General features: G+C 65.9%; 15 protein-coding genes. 5 read left to right on the forward strand and 10 right to left on the reverse strand.

Annotated features, from left to right (window positions below):
• Window positions 1-94: 94 nt before the first annotated feature.
• Complete coding sequence (locus VFE28_00135; GenBank protein HZM14381.1) at window positions 95-2,263, reverse strand: hypothetical protein; 2,169 nt, start codon at window positions 2,261-2,263, stop codon at window positions 95-97.
• A gap of 421 nt (window positions 2,264-2,684) precedes the next feature.
• Between VFE28_00135 and VFE28_00140 the strand changes: the two genes are divergently transcribed.
• A complete protein-coding gene (locus VFE28_00140) occupies window positions 2,685-3,365 on the forward strand; it encodes a carbohydrate binding family 9 domain-containing protein (protein HZM14382.1) in 681 nt (226 codons plus the stop codon).
• A gap of 163 nt (window positions 3,366-3,528) precedes the next feature.
• On the forward strand, window positions 3,529-4,392 hold the full coding sequence (locus VFE28_00145; protein HZM14383.1) for a DUF2911 domain-containing protein: 864 nt from the start codon (window positions 3,529-3,531) through the stop codon (window positions 4,390-4,392).
• Here the strand turns inward: VFE28_00145 and VFE28_00150 are convergent.
• Genes VFE28_00150 through VFE28_00160 form a run of 3 tightly spaced genes read right to left on the reverse strand, consistent with a single transcriptional unit; the run spans window position 4,346 to window position 8,732 of the window.
• Entirely contained in the window at window positions 4,346-6,097 is a 1,752-nt protein-coding gene (locus VFE28_00150; GenBank protein HZM14384.1) for a sodium:solute symporter, read from the reverse strand. The two genes, VFE28_00145 and VFE28_00150, sit on opposite strands and share 47 nt — an antisense overlap.
• Window positions 6,094-6,234 carry a hypothetical protein gene (locus VFE28_00155; GenBank protein HZM14385.1) on the reverse strand — a complete coding sequence of 47 codons (141 nt, stop codon included), beginning with the start codon at window positions 6,232-6,234 and terminating at the stop codon, window positions 6,094-6,096. Before VFE28_00155 ends, VFE28_00150 begins: the two co-directional genes overlap by 4 nt.
• A complete protein-coding gene (locus VFE28_00160) occupies window positions 6,231-8,732 on the reverse strand; it encodes a PIG-L family deacetylase (protein HZM14386.1) in 2,502 nt (833 codons plus the stop codon). The genes VFE28_00155 and VFE28_00160 overlap by 4 nt, the downstream gene beginning before the upstream one ends.
• A 243-nt stretch (window positions 8,733-8,975) precedes the next feature.
• On the opposite strand from VFE28_00160, the gene VFE28_00165 reads away from it, so the two are divergent.
• From VFE28_00165 to VFE28_00175, 3 genes are all read left to right on the forward strand, one after another.
• On the forward strand, window positions 8,976-9,581 hold the full coding sequence (locus VFE28_00165; GenBank protein ID HZM14387.1) for a histidine phosphatase family protein: 606 nt from the start codon (window positions 8,976-8,978) through the stop codon (window positions 9,579-9,581).
• A gap of 196 nt (window positions 9,582-9,777) precedes the next feature.
• Window positions 9,778-12,420, forward strand: coding sequence for a protein kinase (locus VFE28_00170; protein ID HZM14388.1), 2,643 nt, complete (start codon window positions 9,778-9,780; stop codon window positions 12,418-12,420).
• A 522-nt stretch (window positions 12,421-12,942) separates the two neighbouring features.
• Entirely contained in the window at window positions 12,943-14,235 is a 1,293-nt protein-coding gene (locus VFE28_00175) for a di-heme oxidoredictase family protein (GenBank protein HZM14389.1), read from the forward strand.
• 90 nt (window positions 14,236-14,325) lie between these two features.
• Here VFE28_00175 and VFE28_00180 read toward each other — a convergent pair whose 3' ends face one another.
• The 6 genes from VFE28_00180 to VFE28_00205 all read right to left on the reverse strand — a co-directional run bounded on the left by VFE28_00180 (window position 14,326) and on the right by VFE28_00205 (window position 21,695).
• Complete coding sequence (locus tag VFE28_00180; protein ID HZM14390.1) at window positions 14,326-15,960, reverse strand: N,N-dimethylformamidase beta subunit family domain-containing protein; 1,635 nt, start codon at window positions 15,958-15,960, stop codon at window positions 14,326-14,328.
• 136 nt (window positions 15,961-16,096) lie between these two features.
• Window positions 16,097-17,722 (reverse strand): hypothetical protein, encoded by a 1,626-nt coding sequence (locus tag VFE28_00185; GenBank protein HZM14391.1) that lies wholly within the window; start codon window positions 17,720-17,722, stop codon window positions 16,097-16,099.
• On the reverse strand, window positions 17,719-18,213 hold the full coding sequence (locus VFE28_00190; GenBank protein HZM14392.1) for a hypothetical protein: 495 nt from the start codon (window positions 18,211-18,213) through the stop codon (window positions 17,719-17,721). Before VFE28_00190 ends, VFE28_00185 begins: the two co-directional genes overlap by 4 nt.
• Window positions 18,214-18,233: 20 nt before the next feature.
• A complete protein-coding gene (locus VFE28_00195) occupies window positions 18,234-18,998 on the reverse strand; it encodes a succinate dehydrogenase/fumarate reductase iron-sulfur subunit (GenBank protein HZM14393.1) in 765 nt (254 codons plus the stop codon).
• The gene (locus VFE28_00200) at window positions 18,991-20,853 is read right to left on the reverse strand and encodes a fumarate reductase/succinate dehydrogenase flavoprotein subunit (GenBank protein HZM14394.1); all 1,863 of its coding nucleotides are present in this window, start codon (window positions 20,851-20,853) and stop codon (window positions 18,991-18,993) included. Before VFE28_00200 ends, VFE28_00195 begins: the two co-directional genes overlap by 8 nt.
• 8 nt (window positions 20,854-20,861) lie before the next feature.
• The gene (locus VFE28_00205; GenBank protein HZM14395.1) at window positions 20,862-21,695 is read right to left on the reverse strand and encodes a succinate dehydrogenase; all 834 of its coding nucleotides are present in this window, start codon (window positions 21,693-21,695) and stop codon (window positions 20,862-20,864) included.
• Window positions 21,696-21,783 lie beyond the last annotated feature (88 nt).

Below are 21,783 nucleotides of genomic sequence, written 5' to 3' on the forward strand. Positions count from 1 at the left end.
ACGAAGGCGCTAGTGGATCGGTGACTTCCTGCGGTCCGGGCGCGCGCCGGATGCTGCGAGCCTGCGACCCTGTGTCCCGCCGTGGCGCGCGGTGCTACTGCACGAGTCGCAGCCATCGCAAGCGCTCGCCGTCGGGACGGAGGCCGGGGTCGCAGCCGAGCGCCGCGATGACGGTCGCACGCAGCCCGGGCCGACGGCGGACTGCAGTAGCCAAGAGCGCCGTGTCCTCCATCCCCATGCGGAAGGCCTGCCACCGCTTGCTCGGGGCGAGCGCTTCGCCCCGCAGCGGTCGTGGCGCGCCGATCTCGCCGTAGACGACGGCGAAGTCCGAGCGCTCGGCGTCGAAGTCGTTCCAGGCGTCGGCACTCTGTCCACCGGTGTCGCCGTAGGCCCAGAAGCCGCAGCCCGAGAGCCCGCGCGCCCACGCTTCCCAGGGCAACGTCCGGTAGGCGGCCAGCGGCGGTGCCGATTTGGACGGAAACGGCACCGCATACGTCCACACCTCGATGCCTCGGCGCTTCACGCGCGCGATCCACTTCGATCTCTGCGCCAACACGCTGCGCTCGACGATGGCGAGGGCGAGATGAGGGGCAAGCGCACGCAGCTCGTCGGGAGTGGCGTTGCGCGTCAAGGTGAGGGCGAGCGGGAGCCCGGGGTGCAGCTCGCGCAGGGTGCGATAGAGCTGCAGCACGGCTGGGCTCGAGGTCTCGTCGACCGGTTGCATCAGGATGCGCCTCGGGTCGAGTCCGAGCGCCTCGAGGTGGGTGCGCCAAGCCTCGAGCCACTCCGACACCGCGCGCCGCCAGGCGGGCGAGAGGTAAGAGTGCCGGAATCGGCCGCGGCTCGGATCCTCGGCGCGCGGGTCGAAGTCCCAATACCAGACGATCCGGTGCGCCGAAGTCGGCCCCAAGGTGGCCAGAGCGCGGTCGCAGGCGGTGAAATCGAGCGGGGAAGCGATGTGGCCGCTGGCATCGATCGCCGCCGGATCGGGCCAAGGCGCCGATTCTTCGGCCAGGCACCAGCTGTCGATGCCGTGCTCGCGGTTGTCTTGCATGGCCTCGGCGAGCAGCGGTCGGGTGAGCGCAAACTTTGTCGGATAGTTCCAGTCAAGCGCCGCGAGCGCCGCCGCAGGAAGGCGCAAGGCGTGCACGCGCACCGCGAGCGGGATTGTGCGGCCGGCGACTTCGATCTGGAGGTCGTGCATGCCGGGGGCGGCATTCCGCGCCTCCACGTCGATCCAGACCTGACGCACCGTACCGGGCGCGAGCGCGAGGGACGCGGGCGCGAGCGGCAAGGCATCGCCCGCCCAGGAGCCGTCACGCGACTCGACATGCACGACCTCTCGGAGCGTGAGGCGAGGTCCTTCCGCGGGCGCGACGCGGAGTGCGGCGTGGACCGTGCTATCGGCGCTGGAGGCGATCTCGATCGCGGCCGCGCCCCAGGCGCCGGGCCAAAGCTCCAGCGTGTCGGCGCGCTCGACTTGTAGTGCGCTCCATGGGGTGGTCGGTGTCCAAGGATCGACCCGCCGCACGACCAGCGCCGGCAGACCGGCGGCGCGCCAAGAACGTGCCCGCGCGGCCAGACGTGCAGCCTCCTCGACGACTGCCGGATGACCGAGGTCCCGGCGCTGCCCGGGCGACTCATGCGCAGCTGGCCCCGTTGCCGGCAGCGACACCGGTCCCGGCAACGCCTGTCGTAGCGCCCAGAGTCGGCGCTGCAGCGCGCAAACGGAGTCGATCTCGTCGGGGGCGAAGGCGCGGCCGAGGGGACCGGGAGCCGGGGCCGCGGGACGGCCCGCAGGGGGAGGCACCCCGGAGAACGGCGCCGCTGCGACCGACTCCTGTGGCGCTGGAACCGAGGCGCGCGCGCCGCCGCCGTACACCTGGACCTCGTCCGTGGTCAGGAAGTTGCTGCGCAAGAGCGCCGCAATCAGGACCCAGCGGCCGCGCCTCGCGCCGAGAGGGACAGCGAGCGCGACGCGCGCAGGCCGCGTCGAATCCGGCCGGACGAGGGTCGCGGCATCCAGGGCGCCGGCCCACTCGAACTGGTTCGGCGCGTTCGCCACCGCGCACAGAAGAGATGGGGGCACGATCTCGCTGCGCGCGAACCAGGCAGTCTGCACGATGATGGAGTCGAGCGGGGCCGATTTCCCGAGGTCCAGCGTCAGGGTGACGATGTCCCCCTTCTGCAGCTCCCAGCCGACGGCGGCGCGATCGAGCCAGGAGAAGTCGTTAGTCGCGCGCAGGCCGTCGGTGAGCTGCATCGCATCCGCGGCATCTGTGCAGGGAGTGTAGCTGGGGGCGCGGTTCCACTCGTAGGGGCGCCCGCGGGCAAGCTCGTCGGCCCGCGCGACCGGAGCCACGCTCACGAGCACGCATGCGAGCGACGCGCGGATGGCGGCGCGCATCCGGAGGCGAGGTGCGTGGCGATGGGGATGCCGCGGTCGGCGCACGAGGAAGCCTGCCCTTCACCGCCGGCCGCAGGGATCGGCCGCAGCCGCTCTCCGCGTCGAGCTCCTGTCGTCGTATCCTGTCACTCAGAACCGGCGCGCGCCATCATAGCAGCGTCACGGTGACGGACCGTGCTACGCTCGCGGCTGCCGGCGATCGGGCGCGCCCGTGTGCTCTTTCTGCGGCAGCCGGGCGAAATGCCGAACGCCCGGCGTTGGCGACGAGGTGGGCGGCATGCTCTGGGGGCGACGGATCGTACTCGCCTTGCTGGCGCTCGGGCCAGGGGAGGCGACGAGTGGGCACGATGGACCAGTTCTGCGCTGCCGCCTGAGCGAAGCGCGACCGGTGATCGACGGCATCCTGGACGAGGCCTGCTGGGCCGGGGCCGACGTCGCCACCGGCTTCATGCTTCTCGAGCGCCGAGGCCGAGCCACGCAGCAGACCGAATGCCGGGTGACGTACGACGCCGAGAACCTGTACGTATCCTTCGTCTGTCTCGAGACCGACCCGAGCGGCATCCTCACCCGCTGCACCGAGCGCGACGGCGAGGTGTGGAACGACGACTGCGTCGAGATCTTCCTCGACACCCGGCACGACCATCGCACTTATTTCCACTTGATCGCGAACCGGATTGCCACGCGCTTCGACGAGGTCGGGCCGTACTACCCGCGACCGCAGTCCTGGGACGGGGACTGGCTCTGTGCCACGAGCGCCGCGACGGCCGGCTGGACCATCGAGTTCGCAATCCCGTTCCGCGCCCTCGATCTCACGATGCCGCGACCCGGCACGCTGTGGGGATTCAACGCCCACCGCCAGCAGCACCGTCTCGTCGAGCGCAGCAGCTGGTCGCCGGTGCTCCACGGCTTTCACGAGCCGAGGAACTTCGGCCACCTCTTGTTCGTGCCGCAATTGTGACCCCGGGCCCTTCGCCGAGGAGCTCTGAAGGGAGCCGCATCCCTCCTGTACAGCTGGCGCGCCAACCCGAGCTGTGGTTTCATCCCAGGGTGTCGGGCCCAGCTCCGGTGGGATTCTTGGCGCCGACAGTAGGCTTCCACCGTTCAGAAAGGATCCCTGCGACATGAGATCTTCGCGCATCCTGCCAACAGCCGTCGCCGCGGCCGTGGCCGTCATGACCCAGGCCGCCGGCGCCGCCGACCTCAAGCTGCCGCGCCCGAGCCAGAAGGCGCAGCTCATGCAGACTGTCGGCCTCACGGATGTCACGATCACCTACAGCCGCCCCGGCGTGAAGGGGCGCGTCATCTGGGGCGGGCTCGTCCCGTACGATGCGGTGTGGCGGACGGGCGCCAATGAGGCCACGAGCATCAGCTTCTCCACGGACGTGAAGGTGAACGCGCAGCCGCTCAAGGCCGGGACTTACAGTCTGCACACCCTTCCCACGGCGACCGAGTGGACGGTGATCTTCAACACCATTGCCGATCAGTGGGGGAGCTACAGCTACAATGATAGCGCCGACGCGCTACGGATCAAGGTCAAACCCCAGCCCCACGAGTTCGTGGAGTGGATGCAGTTCAGTTTTCCGGACATCGCGGTGGAGAAGGCTACGATCGCTCTCGACTGGGAGAAGCTCCGGGTTCCCTTCGAGATCCAAGTGAGCACGATCGACCATGCTCTGGCCAGCGCCCGCGCCGCCATGGCCGCGCTGGCTCCGGACGATCAGCAGACGGCGTATCGCTCGGCGAGCTTCGCCTTCCAGAACGATGTCGCTCTCGACGAAGCCCGGCAGTGGGTCGACAAGTCCATCGCCATCAAGGAGACCTGGCTCAACCTGCGCCTGAAGGCGGACATGCTGGCGAAGGCGGGCAAGACGGCCGATGCCATCCAGTTCGGGGAGCGGGCGATCGCGAAGGGCAAGACGGACGCACCTGCGGATGTGGTCATGACCATGGAGAAGCAGGTCGCGGAGTGGAAGGCGAAGAAGTGAACGTCGCAGCATCCGGGCGGCCCCGGCGGCCGCCCGGAAGCGGCAAGAGCAGCGCGCAGGCCATGGTCCCGAGGCAGCCGACGACGTTGTACCAGAGAAACGAGATGTCCGTCGCGGTGAAGCAGAAGATCACGGCTGCCTCGCCCACCAGCGCCCCGATGAAGACCGCCGTGCTCCGGACGCGCTTGGCGTAGAAGGCCAGCAGGAAGACTCCGAGGATCGTTCCATAGAAGAGCGACCCGAGGATGTTGACCGCCTCCACCAACGAACCCAGTCGATTGGCGTACTCCGCGAAGAGGATAGCGAGACCACCCCAGAGCAAGGTGGCGAGCTTCGAGACCACGACGAGGTGGCGATCGGACCTCTCCCGTTTGCCGAAGCGCTGGTAGAAATCGACGATCGTGGTCGACGCCAGGGCATTGAGCTCCGAGGCTGTCGACGACATCGACGCCGCGAAGACCATGGCCAGGACGAGGCCCACGACGCCGGCCGGCAGGTAGGCGAGCACGAACGACAGGAAGATGTAGTTCACGTCGTTGCCGTCCGAACCCGGGTTGACCTGACGCACGATGTCCTGGGCGCGCCCGCGCACCTCGAGGCCCGCGGACTGAAGGCGGGCGATCGACGCGGACGTCGACGTCTGCGCGGCTCGGTCACGGGCGTGGCGCGCCTCGAGATACGCCTGGATCTCGGCGCGCTTCTGCTCCGTCAGGGCGTCATATTCCCTCTGCAAGGCCTGGAACTCGCCCCCGAGGGCGCTTGCCTCGACCCGCCGCGCTTCCACGGGATTGAAGTAGATCGGCGTTTCGTGAAACTGATGCACGACGAAGACTGTGACGCCGATGAAGAGGATGACGAACTGCATCGGCACCTTCACCATGCCATTGAAAAGCAGACCGAGTCGGCTCTGGGCCACGGACTGCCCGGCGAGATAGCGCCCCACTTGCGACTGATCGGTGCCGAAATAGGAGAGGGCGAGGAAGAAGCCGCCGATGAGGCCCGACCAGAAAGTGTAGCGGTTGTTCCAGTCGAAGGAGAAGTCGACGGCATTCAGGCGTCCCATGCGGCCGGCGACGTGGATGGCATCGCTGAAGGACACGTTCTCGGGAAAGAGCGACACCGCGATGAGGAGCGTCGTCAGCATGCCACCCAGCATGATGACCATCTGCCAGAAATTGGTGTGGGCCACGGCCTTGGTGCCGCCGGAAGCGGTGTAGATGACCACCAGCACGCCGATGACCAGATTGGTGATGTAGAGGTTCCAACCCAGGAGCACGGAGAGGACGACAGCGGGTGCGTAGATGGTGAGGGCGCAGCCGAGGCCGCGCTGCACGAGGAAGAGGAGGGCGGCGAGGCTGCGCACCTTGACGTCGAAACGCCGCTCGAGGAATTCGTAGGCGGTATAGACGTTGAGCTTGCGGTAGAGTGGGACGGCCGTCACCGACAGGACGATCATGGCGAGCGGTAGGCCGAAATAGAACTGCACGAAGCGCATGCCGTCCACGTAGGCCTGACCGGGCGTGGAGAGAAAGGTGATTGCACTCGCCTGGGTCGCCATGATGGAGAAGGCGACCGTGTACCAGCGCATGCTGCGGTCGCCGAGGATGTAGCCCTGGAGGTCGCGGTTCCGGCGTCCTTTCCAGACCCCGTAAACGACGATGAAGACGAGAGAGGCGGCGAGCACGAGCCAGTCGAAGGCTCTCACGAGAAGGCCTTCGTGAAGGCGTAGAAGAGCAGGATGAGCAGCGCTAGGTTCACGAGAACGGCCGCATAGAGACGATTCCAGCTCCGGCCAATCGGCGGCGGCTCTTCGCCGGCGGATGTCCGTTCCTTCTCCGTCATCCGCGCGCCGACACCAGGTTCACGAAGAGCCGGTAGGCGCCCGGGACACCCGCGGGGAGCTGCCTGAAGAAGGCGTAGCCGGTATAGATGAAGATCCCTTTGCCGTAGCGAGCCCACAGGAGACCGCCCGCCGCCGGCTTCTCGCCCGGGTCGGCCGAGGCGAGCACGGTGCGATACTCCGGTCCCCACTTCGAGGCGAAGTAGAGCCCGCGCTCCTGTACCCAGCCGTCGAAATCGCCTTCGGTGATGCGGTTGGGTGTGCTGAGAAGCGGACTGGCGGGATCGAGCCACTCGATCGGTGCGGCCTCCACGGTCACCCGGTCGCGCCCGAGCTCGAGAGCGTAGGGTGCGAAGTCCCGCTGCAGAGTCTGGTCCGCCGTGTTGTACTGCACGATCAACGTCCCGCCTGCTTCCACGTAGTCGAGAAGTCGGCGGGCATTCTGCTTGAGCGCATCGCGGGCGTTGTAGGCGCGGACCCCCGTGACGATGGCGTCGTAGCGGGAGAGATTCCCGGCAGCCAGATCCTCGTCCGCGAGGGGCGTCACCTGGTAGCCGGCCTGCGAGAGCGCGGCGGGAACGGCGTCCCCGGACCCCATGACGTAGCCGATCGACTCGCCCTTCTTCGCGAGCGCGAGCCGCAGCACCCGAGCGCTGGCTTCGGGGAAGAGGGTCTGGATGGGAATGTGAGGATGATCGATCACGATCATGCCGCGAGAGAAAGTGCGATCTCCGGCGACGAACTCGGCGTGGAGCGGGCTTCCCGCCGAGCCCGGGGTCACTTGGAAGACAACTTCGCGGCTTTCGCCCGGAGTCAGTTCGAGCTCATGCTGGCTCGGTTCGGAGCGCCAACCAGGGGGAAGCCGGAGTCGCGCCTCGCCGCGCACGGGGCGGCGGACCTCGAGCCGCAGGCGCACCGGCCTCGGCGAGTCGGCGGGGAAGAGATAGACCTGTTCGTCGAGGGCCAGCGTCAGCTCGGGAGCAATCGCCACGGGCCGGTAGAGCTCGCCGCGGACTCGATCCACCCAGCGATACAGGACCGGGAGCGAGTAGTCGATCGACTGCCCCGCAATCGTTACGGTGGCGGTGACGCGTAGCGCGCTGTCATTTTCCGGGGTTCCGATGCGCGCCGGATCCGCGACGTGATGCAGACCGCCTTCCACCGGTTCCCGCAGCCAGTAGGGCTGCGTGCTGTGCCAATCAAGGCTCGCCGGCACCGTGGTACGGAGCGAGAGAGTCACCGGCCGATTCTCGGCGAGGAGTGTGTCGGTCGAGCTCCCCAGACCGGGCGTTTCCGACCGTAACCCGGTCAGGCGGAGCGCGGCGCCCGAGCGGTTGAGCGCCGTGACATCGACACGGAGCGAATCCCCGGGCGAGAGGGTGTTCTGCGTGGCCACTGCTTCGAGCCAGAGGCCGGCGCAGGAGCGGATCACGTCTTCGAGCTCGCGAGATTTGTGCTGGAGGATCGGGCGGTGTGCTTCCGGTGCCGGCGCTAGCAGGCGCGTCAGCGCGGCGCGCGCTTTGAGGAGGCCGGGTAGGCTGGCTGTAGGCTTGCTAGGATCGTGATCGCGAAGGACGGTCTGCAGGATCTTGCCCACTTGCGCTCCGCCGGGGATCCGATTCCACGACAGATCGATGCCCGAAAAGAGGTCGACCGTCGCCGGTTCGCCGGCAATGAGCTTGAAATAGTTGAGGGACATGCCGCGGCGCTCGGCCGAGCCGAATCCCTGGCTCTTGTGCATGCTCCGGCTCTCGCCGGCGAGCTCCGTATAGGAGCGCCCGAGGAGCGCGTTGTAAGCGCCGAGGTCGACGGTGAGGAATTCCTTGGCGTTGTCGCCCGAGGGCGGCGCGGCCCAGCTGAAGTAGTTCCAGAACAGCCGCTTCGCCTTCCAGGGTCCGAGCGTCTCGAGTTGCTCCGGGTAGCGCTTTGGATCGCCGGCTGCCTCGAAGGCCTCGACCGCAAGAAGCGCCGAAGCGGTGTGATGACCATGGCGGCCCTCTCCCGTGGTCGGGAACCGCATCACGATGACGTCGGGCTGGAAAGTTCGAATGACGCGCACGACGTCGCCGAGAACAGCGTCATGACCCCACGTCTCGAGCGTCTCGTCGGGTCCCTTGGAGTAGCCGAAATCCACCGCGCGGGTGAAGAATTGTTCGGCGCCATCGATCCGGCGCGCGGCGAGGAGCTCCTGGGTGCGGATCACGCCCAGGAGATCACCTTGCTCGTCACCGATCAGGTTCTGTCCGCCGTCGCCGCGCGTGAGGGACAGATAGCCGGCGCGGACCAGCTTCTCGTTCTCGAGCCAAGTGAGCATGGCCGTGTTCTCGTCATCGGGATGCGCGGCCACGTAGAGCGCCGAGCCGACGACGGTCAGCTTCTCCAGGGCCAGTTGCAGACCGCTCGCGTCGAGAACGGCCGGGGGACCCGTCTCTGCGAACGTCGCGGAGGCGAGGGCGGCGAGGAGCGCCAGGAGCACGGCCGGTCGGAGCACGAGACGCACGGATCCTCCTGTTCGACGCCGCCAGGTTGCCGTCGGAGTAAGGGCACGATTATTCCTGAGGCTCTGGCCGATGTCCACAGGGGCCGGGGGGCCTCGCTTGGCGAGGCGATGGAACCCGCGGCCAACAGATACAATGAAACGCGCGGGGGAGGCTGCACCAGGCCGTGCCCTCCGGTGGGGACTTCCCCCGGGCCCGCAACCGTTCACCACAGGTTGGAGTGAAAGGCACGCCTGGAGTCCGCGATGCACGTTACCCTCCCGGAGATTCACCTGGTCCGCCATGGAGAGACGGCGTGGACAGCTACACGGCAGCACACAGGCCTCACCGACATCCCGTTGACCGCGACCGGCGAGCGCGACGCCTACCGCCTCGGCCGGCAGCTCCAAAGGCGCAATTTCCCTCACGTCCTCACCAGTCCTCTGGTGCGGGCGCGTCGGACCTGCGAGTTAGCGGGCTTCGGCTCCCGGGCCGAAGTCGACCCCGACCTGGTGGAATGGGACTACGGCGAATACGAAGGCCGCACGACTGCTGACATCCGCGCGAAGCACCCTGGATGGCAGCTCTTCCGCGATGGTTGTCCGGGCGGCGAATCGGTGCCCGCCATCGCGGCTCGGGCGGACCGGGTCGTCGCCAGGCTGCGGTCCCTCGACGGCGACGTGGTGCTCTTCTCCAGCGGTCATTTCCTGCGTGTCCTGGCCGCGCGCTGGTTGGGGCTCGACGCCGCCCTGGGGCGCTGCTTTCTCCTCGGCACCACGACGCTGAGCATCCTCGGCTACGAGCACGGCAAGGACGAACCCGTCATCCGGCTCTGGAACGACGTCCGCCCGGGGAACGAACGCGAGGAGTGAGGCCAGATGGGTCTCCCGCGTCCGTTCGCGTATCCGCATCGGGATTTCCCCTAGGAATGTCAGTGCCCTATGCACGGCACAAGCCAGTTCATGCGATGAGTATCCGCCACACTCCAACGCACGCCTGTTGAGCCCCGCCAGACCTCGGGTCTAAGCTCTCGCTACAGCATGCCTGTGCCACTCGAGCGGAGGTCCCATGAGTGCCGAGAGCGGCCAGATGCTGTCCCACTACCGGCTCGTCGAGAAAATTGGCGAGGGCGGGATGGGTGTGGTCTGGAAGGCCGAGGACACCGTCCTCAACCGCACCGTCGCCATCAAGGTGCTGCCTGCTGACCTGACCCTCGACGAGGACCGCCGACGCATGTTCCTCGAGGAGGCGCGCCTGGCCGCCTCCGTTAGCCACGGCAACATCGTCCAGGTTCATGAGCTCGGGCGCGAACGTGACCTCGACTTCATCGTCATGGAGTACGTCGCGGGCCAGCCGCTGCGCCGCATGCTGCACGGGCAGCCTCTGCCGCCGGACAAGGTGGCGGAATGGGGCCTGCAGGTGGCGCAAGGGCTCGCCCGCGCGCATCGCAAGGGCCTCATCCACAGGGATCTCAAACCCGCGAACATCCTCGTCACGCCCGAGGGCGAACTCAAAATCGTCGACTTCGGGCTCGCGACTCTCTTCGCGCCGCCGGACTCGACCTCTCCGTCGTCGGCGTCAACGGCCGCCGAAGGGCTGCCGGGCGAGACGACCCCGATCGCGGGCACCGTGCCGTACATGTCGCCGGAGCAAGTGCGGGGCGACAAGCTCGATGCCCGGAGCGACATCTTCTCCTTCGGAACCGTGCTCTACGAGATGACAACGGGACGGCGGCCTTTTACGGGAGCCCACGCAGCCGACATCGCCCGCGAGATCCAGAGGAGCCAGCCGAGGCCCGTGCACGAGGTCGTGCCCAAAGTGCCTTTCGATCTGCATCGTATCGTCGAGAAGGCGCTGGCTCGGCGTCCGGAAGAACGCTACCAAGACATGGACGACTTGGTTGTGGACTTGAGGCGCCTCGCCCGGGACCTGGACTCCGGCTCGTCTCCTTCCCTGGAGGACCTGCAGAGGCAGGCCAGGAATGGGATGCGGAGCAGGAGATGGCTCTCGTCGGTCGCCGCGATCCTGCTCGTCGCAGTCGTCACGACGGTCACCGCCGGCCTTCGTCGTGGTTGGTTCGGATCCCACGCCGCCAAGGCACCGCGAGAGGTGAAACTTCGCCAGCTGACCCAGAATGCCGCCGAAAACTGGGTGGAGAATGCTGCCTTGTCACCGGATGGCAAGTTCCTCGCCTTCGGAGACAAGACGGGACTTTTTGTCCGCGCTATCGAGACAGGCGAGGTGAAACAGCTTTCTTCCGAGGAGTTTTCTGTTGTGCTTCTCGCTTGGTTCCCGGACGGAATGAGTTTGCTGGCGACGACGGACCGTGGAACCTACGTGATCCACATTCTGAGCGGATCGACGAACAAACTCCTCGATACCGATGGTGGCTGTGTGTCGCCCGATGGGTCCCAGATTGCGTTCTGCAAAAACCCATCGGAGATCTGGTTGATGGGAGCCGACGGGGAGAATCCGCATCGGATCGTCAATGTCGGTGCGAAGAGACAAGTGGGTCTGCCCGTGTGGCTCCCCGACGGGAAGCGCATCGCCTTCGTGAAATTCCCTGTTGGAAGCGACAGTTTACCGGCGATCGAGAACGTCGACACGCAGGGGCGTGACGGTATGACGGTTCTTTCCGACAAAGGTTTACAATACAAGTATGGCACGAGCGCACAACTCGCCTGCACGTCCGACTGGCGTCTCTTCTACTATCTCAACCAGGATTCGTTGCTAGCACGAGCGACGCTGTGGCAGCTGGCGCTCGAACGAGGAACCGGGAAGCCGAAGGGCGATCCCCACAAGATCACTGAGATCGAGGGATACTTCGCCGCTGCTCTCTCGGCGAGCCAGGACGGCAGGCGCCTGGTCTTCCTGAAGAAGCTGGGGCAGCACGATGTCTACTTCGGCCCAATCGCCGCGGACGGAAGTCTGGCCAGTCCCAGGCGTCTGACCCTTGATAACGCCTCCGATCGGCCAGTGGGCTGGACTTCCGACAGCAGAAGGGTGCTGTTCACCTCCACCCGAACGGGCACCCATCGCGTTTTCATCCAGGATATCGAAAGCGTCACGCCCGAAGTGCTGCCCTTGGAAGGGGCGGACTGCCTCAGCCCGGATGGGGCTTCCGTTCTTTCTTGCAGTAGGGGCTCGCTCTTCCGTTTTCGCCTGCCCAGCGGACCCACCGAGACATGGGTCGAGAAACTGCCCGAGGGTGCTGATGTGGTTCGATGCCCCTGGAGCTCGCCGGCATGCGTGCTCGGACCTGTGCAACGGGTTTGGAAAGACCGCGTCACTTTCTGGTCGTTGGAGACGGATGGCGGGAAGATGAACGAACTGATCACGATCGACGTGGTGCCAGGGAGGTCGAACTGGGCCGTCTCACCTGATGGTACCAGGATTGCCGTGGTGGAGACGAACGGCCGCATCCGGGTCCTGGCGATTCTTCACGGTGAGGTGAGGGAGATCCCCGTCGAGCAGAAGGGTTTCTTCCAGTCCGTGGCCTGGTCTGCGGGAGGAGAGGCGCTCTTCGTGACGGTGGTGCCCTCTGGGCCTTGGAAGTACGCGCTGCTCCGGTTCGATCTGCAGGGCCATGTGCGCGTTCTTCATGAGGGCCCTCAGTGGTGCTTCGACCCCAGACCCTCCCGCGACGGCCACTACCTGGCCTTCGGCCTGATGAACTTCGATTACAATGCTTGGCTGATCGAAGGACTCTAATTGCCCCATTCGCCCGCCTCGATATCGACGGCCAGCGCTTCAGCTATCGGTTTTCATTCGGCTCCTTGGGAGCTGTCGACACCGGCCCGTAGGCACCGCCAGCCGCTGTCTCGGACTCGGCTCCCTAGGCGCCGAGGCCGGCGCTGGAGCTTCGCCTTTTCCAGAACGCGCAACCGCCTCACGTCACGTGCGACCCGCGAACGCTGCGTGTCAAGTTGCGAGACTGTCGGCGGCCAGGCGGGGTCACTGAGGCACACGCGGCAGACGACATAGGCCTGGTGACGCGATCTCCGCTGCGAAGTCGATTTTCCATGCGGCCCGCGCGTGCTGCCGACACCTGAGTCATGCCTTGCGCACGCAGTTCTCTTCACAACGGCCTCCAGGGGGACGCAGGGCAAGTGGACGGCGCGCGGGGCCGCCAGCCGCCGCGACCCGAATGGCGGCGCGACGCATGCGAACAAGACAGCGTGGCATGGATCGTGCGGGGATTCTGTAGGACGAAGGACCGCGAAGGAGAGCGGCATGGCTCGCATCCTGTTTTGCAGCGCGGTCATCGGGGCAGTGTTGTGCGCAGGATGCCTCATTGACGAATTTTCCCCCGCTGGCGACAGTTCGGACTTCGAATCGATTCCAACCGATGATGCGTCCCTGATCGCGGCCTGCGAGAATGCCGTGGTGGAAGCGGCGTCCACGAGCTTCGGCGACCCGCTGCCCGGCCTCTCCACCGAGCTGCTGGCGCGTTTCGAAGCCGGCAAAGAGGAGTTCGAGGAAGTCGAGACGCCCGCCGATGGCCTGGGCCCCGTGTTCAACGCGCCGAGCTGCGTCGAATGCCACCAGCAGGGCGCGACCGGCGGCGGCGGCACCGTCGTCGAAACACGCTTCGGCACGCGCGGCCCCGACGGCCGGTTCGATCCACTGACGCTGCTCGGAGGTTCGCTCCAGCAGGTCCAGGGGATCACGAACGGCGATTGCACGCAGCCCCCGGAGGTCATACCCGCAGCCGCCGACGTCGTAGCCCAACGGCAAACGACACCGTTGTTCGGCCTGGGTCTACTCGACGAAGTTTCCGAGCGACTGTTGCGGTTGCTCGCCGACCCCGGTGACGCCAACCACGACGGCATCTCCGGCCGGCTGAACGTCGTCATCAGCCCCGACACGCAGGAGCCTGCAATCGGTCGCTTCGGCTGGAAGTCGCAGGTGGCGTCGCTGTTCGCATTCTCCGGGGATGCCTACGTGAACGAGATGGGCATCACCAACAACCTGTTCCCGGACGAGAACGCGCCGCAGGGGAACGCCGCCGTGTGCGACGACGATATCCCCGCGCCGGAAATCGATAACGAGGACCTGGACGGGAATGGGATCAGCGACGGCGTCGAGGCCTTCACCGACTTCATGCGCCTGCTGGCCCCGCCGCCCGTTGCGGGGGCGGCCACGCGGGCCGTGTTCCGTGGCGCCCGCCAGTTCGTGCAAGTCGGTTGCGCCCGGTGCCATCAGCCGGCCTTGGTGACCCGCAGGGTGCCGGACGTTCGGGCGCTGTCGCGCCGGCGCTTCCACCCGTTCACCGATCTGTTGCTGCACGACATGGGCGGGCTCGCTGACGGCATCGAGCAGGGTGAGGCCAGCGCACGCGAGATGCGCACCGCACCTTTGTGGGGACTGCGGGCCAGCGCGCCGTACTTGCATGACGGCCGCGCGGCGACCATCTTGGACGCCATCATGGCCCATGACGGCGAGGGCGCGCAGGCGCGCGAGGCCTTCTCGCGTCTCTCTCCCGAGCAGCGCGCCGACCTGCTGGCATTCCTGGGTTTCATCTGACGGCACAAACTCCTGCGCTCCGGCTCCTACGCGCACTCATCGGCGCCTCCCGCCTCTCAGACATCTCCCGTCGGCGTACGAAACGGTTCGTCACTTGAGTATGCAGAGGCGTTGCGCGTCGGAGCGACCGCCTGCATCTGTCCCTCGGAAGGTGGCGAAGTAGATTCCAGATGCCACACAGTTCGGGCACAGCTCGTATCGTGTGGTCTCTCCGGCAACGGGAGCGAATTCGACGACGCGACGGCCGCGGATGTCGTAAACGAACACGATACCTGGCGTGGGAGCGGTGACTTCAAGAAACCGATCCCCGCCAGAATAGACGACGCGGAAGGAGGCCGGGACATTCCGGAGGCGGGCGTCGGGGGTCGCTCCCGTCGACAAGCGGCGCAGGACATTGTTGGTCACAGTGCGGGCTATGGGATCGGCTTGTCCGATGAGACCCGTCCGAGGATTGTAGTAGGGGACGATGCCCTGCACGTAGTTCACGGTGCCACATGCAAAAACCGCTCCGCCGCCAGACAGTTCATGGTAGACCATCTCGGCGGTCCGTAGGACGCCCCCATTGTCCGAGTCCGGGAGCTCGTTGCGGGCGATCACCTCGAGGTTCGCCGGACTGTTGCTGGTTCGGGCATCCACCTCGAACCCCACCATAGGGTAGCCGAATTCTTGACCGGCCGAGACCTGGACCCCCTCGTAGGTCCAGTGGCCAGGGTCGTACACTTTGTAGGGACCTACAGGAATGCCCATGCTGCCGTTGTAATAGACGCCCATGAGTGCCGCTGGAGGACGCAGAACGGGCCTGGCGTGCCAGTTGACCGTCACGCGTGCGTCGTCCACGTGCAGCAGCGGATCCAGCTTGGCACTCTTGAAGCACACCATGGTTTGTCCCGCATCCTCGTAGCGCACCTGCCACCACAAGGTGTTGGCCGAGAAAAAAGCCAAGCTCCCGCCGGAGTTCGCATAACGCTCGAGTTCGTCGAACATCTCTTTGCTGTAGTACTCATCGTGTCCGACGCTCAAGAACAGCCGATAGGAATCGAGAAGGCCGGGCTCGCGATGTACGTCGAGATTCGTGCAGACCTCGTACAGATACCCCTCGGTTTCCAAGAAGGAGATGAACGGGTAGTCCCAGAGGAGAGCGTACTCAGTATCGCCGTACGGGCCCTTGAAGGGGCGCTGGAAGGAAACGTGGGTGGCCCGTCCGCTGAGGCCGGCTTCATAGGCGCCGTAGAGGCTCTTGCCGCCGTAGCGGTTGTATGCCTGCCAGGTGTTCGTCGACAGCTGCACGAGAATGGGGGCGACACTTCCCGGAATCCGAGCCCGCACGGCGAAGGGGATACGCGTCGAATCAGTTCCCGCCACGAGGTGTGCCAGGTAGGCGCCGGGCCGCCAGGATTCAGGAACGATCACTCGGTTGGTCACTGGCCAGTTGCACCCCAACCAGGCGCTGTCGGGGATGCTCCAATGATGGCCGGGCCATTCACCCAAGTCCCCGATCTTCATGAGCCTCGCCCGCTGTTGCAGCACGCTCAGGTGGTACGTCGCGTGCTCGCTGCGAACGTGCAGCTCCAGCGTGTCTCCATTCCGCAGGCTCGTTTCGGTGAGGTAGCCCTCGAGCGGAAGCGCACCCAGCGCTTTGGGCTGCAGGGTGAGCACGATGAAGGGAATGATGAAGAGCCTGCCGCCGCGGATGGGATGTCCCATACAGACGCGGAGCCTGGGCATCGAAGCCTCCAAGCCTGTGGCCGGGGGAGGCCGGACCTCAACGGGAACTCATCTCTTTCTATTCTGCTGCAGAGCGTCACGTCAAGGGAAACAGATCCGGCTTGGATCGAGATGAGGAATCCGATTCTCGGATGGGCTACTTCAAGCGTTCTACCGGCGGACTCGAGTTCTGCACCTCGCCATCGTGGCTGGGGAGTGGTGTAGGAACCTGGCGCAATTCGAGAATCCTCATGCAACGCTCAAACTCCTCGTCATCGAGGAACATTCTGAGCCGACGGGGCGACTGCAGGAAGAGATCGACGTGTTCGATCAAGTACTCGGGATAGCGGCCGGCGTCGATCGCTGCAACGGCGGCATTGTTCACCATCCCATCGAGGTTCACCACCGTGATGAGAGGGTACCAGCCGGCGACATATCCAGCTGCTCCTGCATCGAAGAGGCCGATCCGCAAGCCCTTGGGGAAGAGCTCGAGAGCATGATCGAACTGCGCGCGCCAGCGGTACTCGGCCCCTCGACGGTGGTGCGGTTGGGCCTGGACGTTGATGAGCACCAGCCCGATCTGGACGCCGAGAAGGGGCAGCAAAGTCACGAGGAGCCTGTTGCCTCGAACCGAACGGAAACCGGAGGTCACACCAGCACCGACGAACATCGCAGAGAGAGCGGAAACCGGCGCTGCATACCACGGCGCATAGAATCCAAGGACGACACCGTACACGACGACATGAGCCAGAATGTAGACCACTCCGACAGACAGCAAGTCGGTCGCCCCGCGCGCCTGCAGCCGCCGCGCCCCCAGAGCCGCCAACCACGATCCCGGAACCAGCCAGAGGGCCAAGAGCCACGGCGTCCAGCGAGCCTTCATCTCGTAGTCGACAGACAGCGACCGTAACACTACGACGACGGGGGCGAAGAGGCGCGTCACCGCGGTCTTGATGGCCGCGTTCGGGCTCGATCCATCATGAGGCAGTGCACCCCACAACACGGACGAGTGGCGCTTGATTCGTCCGGAGACCTGCTCGAGGGTGCCGAACGTTCTTTGGTTCCAAGCGAACCAAGGCGTGAGCACGATCGCCGCCGTCGAGCCCACGAGCACCAACCGGCGCAGGCGCTGTCCCCACCGCGCCGGAAGTCGCAGGACGACGGCGATCAGGACACAAGCACAGAGAAGGATCTGATCCGTCCTCGCCAGCCCGCACATCCCCCAAAGAAAGCCCGTGGCAGCAGCGTGTTGTTTCGGCGCTCGCTGCATCCATTGTCGATCCAGATTCACCTGGAGGAAGGCGAGAAGAAGGAGCGCGACGAGCGACCCTTCCATACCGAAAAACGCCATCGCCGCGTTCGTGGGGGCGCACAGCCAGATCAGGGCCCCCAGCCAAGCCGCCCTCCGGTCGACCCATCGGTCGAGCAGGCGAAACAGAAGCAGACCGGACAGCGCGTCGAACAGGACGTTGAGCGACAGCGCCACACGGATCGGACTCCACATCGATGTCGGCGCCATCCAGAACAACGGCACCAGGAACAGCAGCCAGAGTGGATGGAAGCCATTGGTGGGCGCGACACCGTCGAATGTGGGGCCCGCACCGAGCGCGATATTTCGTGCAATCGTGAAATAGTAGTAGGCGTCGTCCTGAATGATCGCGGTCTCGGAGAAACCGCTCCACACCAGGACGAGCTTGCACGAGAGGACGAGGACCGACACGAGGAGGAATCGATGGCGTTTCAGGACTCCTCCAGGCCGCAGCCCCAAGACGAAGCGATTCATTCGAGCGGCTGTTCGCCTTCCTCGGCAGCGGGACTCAGGCCGTGGCGGCGGATCGTGCGGAGGCAGCTGTTCCAGCGCAGGATGGCTTCGTCGTTGCCAGCGGGGCGGAGCTTTTCTGCCTTCTCGTACCATTCCATCGCTTGGTGGAAGGGCTCATAGGCGAAAGGATGGGAGACGCCGCCGAGCAGCGCCCGGCCGCGCCGCTCGCAGATGAGGCCGGCGTAGTAAGCGCGCTGATACGGATCCTGCACCTTCGTCAAATACTCGTGGGCCTTCTGGTCGGCAGCGCCCTGGCGGCCGAACTGATCCGTCATGGCCAGGATCAGCACCACCAGGGCTTGCTGGTTCTCGGGATCGCTCTCGAGGACGTCGAGGCAGATGCTCTCGGCTTGCTCGGGGTCGTTGAGGAGCCGGTAGTGCTCGGCCCTGCGGATGGCTTCCGGGATCGCAGCCTGCGAGAGGGTCTTCAGTCTCCAGAGGGGGTCGGTCACCGCGGGCTCACCCCTAGCGACTACTCCTGCGACCGCTTCCCTGCACCGTTGCCGAACAGCTTGCGCCGCAGCTTCAGCACCGGGTCGTAATAGCGATCGACGACCCGCTCCTTGAGCGGGATGATGCCGTTGTCGGTGATATTGATGTGCTCGGGGCAGACATCGGTGCAGCACTTGGTGATGTTGCACATCCCCGAACCGAACTGGTCCTTGACGGCGGGGATCCGGTCCCGCGTGTCCAGCGGGTGCATTTCCAGGCTGGCGAGGCGGATCATGAAGCGCGGTCCGACGAACTTCTGCTTGCCCGAACGATCGCGAAGGACGTGGCAGACGTCCTGGCAGAGGAAGCATTCGATGCACTTGCGGAACTCCTGCACCCGATCGACATCGGCCTGGTACATGCGATGCTGTCCGTCCGCATCGCGCTGCCGCGGCTTGAAGGCTGGAATGCGCTTGTTCTGTTCGTAGTTCCACGAGACGTCCGTGACCAGATCCTTGAGGACCGGGAAGGCTTTCAAGGGTTGCGCCGTGACGACCTCGTCGGCGGCGAAGACGTTCATCCGCGTCATGCAGGCGAGTCGCGGCTTGCCGGCGATCTCCATGCTGCACGAGCCACACTTGCCGGCCTTGCAGTTCCAGCGGATCGCCAGGTCACTCGCCTGGCGCGCCTGGATCCGGTGCAGGACGTCGAGGAACACCATCCCGGGATCGACCTCGACCTCGTAGGTCTCGAAGTCTCCGCCTTGAGAATTGCCCCGCCAGATGCGGAAGTGGCGCTTAGGCATGGCTGCTCCCGGGGGTCTCGGTGGCCACCAGGCCGCTGACCAGATCCTCGATCTTGGCGTGCGCGATGGCGTGAAGCTCCGCCGAGGGTTCGGTCTGCGCCACCTTCACGACTTCCATCTTGCCGTCGCCTCGCTTGCGGGCGACGACATGGTAACGAACCCACTCGTCCCGCTCGGCCTCGAAGTCGAGGCGCGTGTGCGCCCCGCGACTCTCCTCGCGCATGAGAGCCGACCGTGCCACGGCTTCCGAAGAGATGAGAAGCGAGCGTACCGAGAGCGCCTCGTGCCAGCCCGGGTTGTACTGGCTCGACCCGGCGGCCTTCACGGTCTCGGCTTGCTTCTGCAGATCGGCCAGTTCCTCGATCCCTTGGACGAGCTCTTCCTCGATACGCACGATGCCGACGTATTTCCCCATGACCTCCTGCAGCGCCTCGTGCAGCAGGTAGGGATTGGCCCCCGATTCCCGGCGGAGCACCTCCGTGGCCCGTCGAAACGCCGCCTGGATCTGCTCGGCCGCAGGCGTGGGCCTGGCGGCGAGGGAGCGCACGTACTCGCTGGCGCCGACACCGGCCAGGCGCCCGAACACCAGCAGGTCCGACAGCGAGTTCCCGCCCAGGCGATTGGCTCCGTGCATGCCCGCGGCACACTCGCCGCAGGCGAACAGGCCGGGGACGCGGGTTTGCTGCGTGTCGGCATCGACGCGGATTCCGCCCATGAAATAGTGCAGCGTCGGACCGACCTCCATCGGCTCCTTGGTGATGTCCACCTCCGCCAGCTCCAGGAACTGGTGGTACATGGACGGCAGCTTGCGCTTGATGAACTCCGGCGGCCGGCGCGAGGCGATGTCCAGGTAGACGCCGCCGTGCGGCGAGCCCCGGCCCGCCTTGATCTCCGCCCGGATGGAGCGCGCCACGACGTCGCGGGTGAGCAGCTCGGGAGGGCGGCGCGCCCCTTCCTCGCCCCGCACCCAGCGCTCGGTTTCCTCGATGGTGCTGGCGGTCTCGGCGGCGAACTTCTCGGGAACATAGTGGAACATGAAACGCTCGCCCTGGCTGTTGAGCAGCACGCCGCCATCGCCGCGCACGCCCTCCGTCACCAGGATGCCGCGCACCGAGGGCGGCCACACCATGCCGGTGGGATGGAACTGGGTAAATTCCATGTCCATGAGCTCGGCGCCTGCTTCGTAGGCCATGGCGAAACCGTCGCCGGTGTATTCCCAGGAGTTGCTGGTGACGGTCCAGGCCTTGCCGGCGCCCCCCGTAGCCAGGATCACCGCCGGGGCCCGGAACAGCACGAGCCGGCCCGTGTCGCGCCAGTAGGCGGCGACACCAGCGATGCGCCCGCCGTCTTGGAGGAGCTCGAGGGCGGTGCACTCCATGTGCACCTGGATTCCCTGGTGCACGCCGTGATCCTGCAGGGTGCGAATCATCTCGAGCCCGGTGCGGTCGCCCACGTGGGCGAGCCGCGGAAAGCGGTGGCCACCGAAGTTGCGCTGGCTGATGAGACCTTCCTTGGTGCGGTCGAACACCGCACCCCACTCCTCCAGCTCGCGCACCCGGTCGGGAGCCTGTTGGGCGTGGAGCTCCGCCATGCGCCAGACGTTGAGGAATTTCCCGCCGCGCATCGTGTCCCGGAAGTGGATCTTCCAGCTGTCACGCCGATCGACGTTGGCCAGTGCCGCGGCGATCCCGCCCTCTGCCATCACCGTGTGGGCCTTGCCCAGCAGGCTCTTGCAGACCACACCGGTGCGTAGGCCCTGCGCGCTGCACTCGATCGCCGCGCGCAGGCCGGCGCCGCCCGCGCCGATGACGACGACATCGTGCTCGATGGTTTGGATCTCGGAGGCTTGCAGCATCGAATTCCTCAGTGCCAGGTGTTGAAGTCGTGCCAGATGCCCATGGAAACGAGGCGGACGTACACATCGGTGAAGGCGACCCAGAAGAGACTGAACCAGGCGAAGCGCATGTGGCGGGCGTTGAACCAGCTGGCGAACTTCCAGAAGCGGTACCGCGGCGTCGCCCGCCCGCATGACATGCAGTCGTCGTGCCCGCCGATGAGATGCCGGAACGAATGGCAGCCAAAGGTGTAACCGGCGAGGAGGCAGGCATTGACGGTGAGCACGAGGCTTCCCACTCCGATGCCGAACCTGCCCTCGAAGAGGAAGGAGGCAATGGCGTCGGCGAAGAGGATCGGGACGTAGGGTAGGGCGAAGTACAGCGCGTAGCGATGCAGGTTCTGGAAGACCAAAAGCCCGGTCTCGCCCTTGTAGGGGCGGGAGGTCTTGCCCAGAGGCACGACGGCGCAAGCCGGCGGCGAGGCGGCGAAGGAGCGGTAGTACGCCTTGCGGTAGTAATAGCAGGTGAAGCGGAACAAGCCGGGGAAAATGAGGATCAAGAAAGCCGGCGACGACGGCAAGGCGGCCGGCCACCAGGTAGGCCACTCGCCGAACAAGGCATGCCACACCGGTGCCGAGCCCGCGGCCGACGTGTTGGTGAAGAGGAGCGGCGAGTAGAAGGGACTCAAGTACGGCGCCGCATAATAGTGCTGTGCCTGAAAGGCTGCCCACGTGGCATAGACCACGAAACCGAAGAGGACGAACACCGTGGCTGCCGGCGCCACCCACCAGCGGTCGGTGCGCACGGTGGCCCCGAAACGTTCCGGATGCCCACCCAGCACGGGCAACTGCGTCGTCGCCATGCCCCTCCCTCGAGCAGTCCTCGGATCGGCTCGATCCGTGAGCAGCCGCGCAGTATAGGTTCTTGGCTGCTGGCAGGCAAGTACGGAT

The organism is Candidatus Krumholzibacteriia bacterium (genome assembly GCA_035649275.1).
Taxonomy (GTDB): domain Bacteria; phylum Krumholzibacteriota; class Krumholzibacteriia.

Coding starts and splice junctions, on each gene's coding strand:
- VFE28_00135 (HZM14381.1), bottom strand. CDS start 2,263: ATGCAGCTCACCGACGGCCTGCGCGCGACTAACGACTTCTCCTGGCTC.
- VFE28_00170 (HZM14388.1), top strand. CDS start 9,778: ATGAGTGCCGAGAGCGGCCAGATGCTGTCCCACTACCGGCTCGTCGAG.
- VFE28_00205 (HZM14395.1), bottom strand. CDS start 21,695: ATGGCGACGACGCAGTTGCCCGTGCTGGGTGGGCATCCGGAACGTTTC.
- VFE28_00185 (HZM14391.1), bottom strand. CDS start 17,722: ATGAATCGCTTCGTCTTGGGGCTGCGGCCTGGAGGAGTCCTGAAACGC.
- VFE28_00195 (HZM14393.1), bottom strand. CDS start 18,998: ATGCCTAAGCGCCACTTCCGCATCTGGCGGGGCAATTCTCAAGGCGGA.
- VFE28_00140 (HZM14382.1), top strand. CDS start 2,685: ATGCTCTGGGGGCGACGGATCGTACTCGCCTTGCTGGCGCTCGGGCCA.
- VFE28_00175 (HZM14389.1), top strand. CDS start 12,943: ATGGCTCGCATCCTGTTTTGCAGCGCGGTCATCGGGGCAGTGTTGTGC.
- VFE28_00180 (HZM14390.1), bottom strand. CDS start 15,960: ATGCCCAGGCTCCGCGTCTGTATGGGACATCCCATCCGCGGCGGCAGG.
- VFE28_00155 (HZM14385.1), bottom strand. CDS start 6,234: ATGACGGAGAAGGAACGGACATCCGCCGGCGAAGAGCCGCCGCCGATT.
- VFE28_00165 (HZM14387.1), top strand. CDS start 8,976: ATGCACGTTACCCTCCCGGAGATTCACCTGGTCCGCCATGGAGAGACG.
- VFE28_00145 (HZM14383.1), top strand. CDS start 3,529: ATGAGATCTTCGCGCATCCTGCCAACAGCCGTCGCCGCGGCCGTGGCC.
- VFE28_00200 (HZM14394.1), bottom strand. CDS start 20,853: ATGCTGCAAGCCTCCGAGATCCAAACCATCGAGCACGATGTCGTCGTC.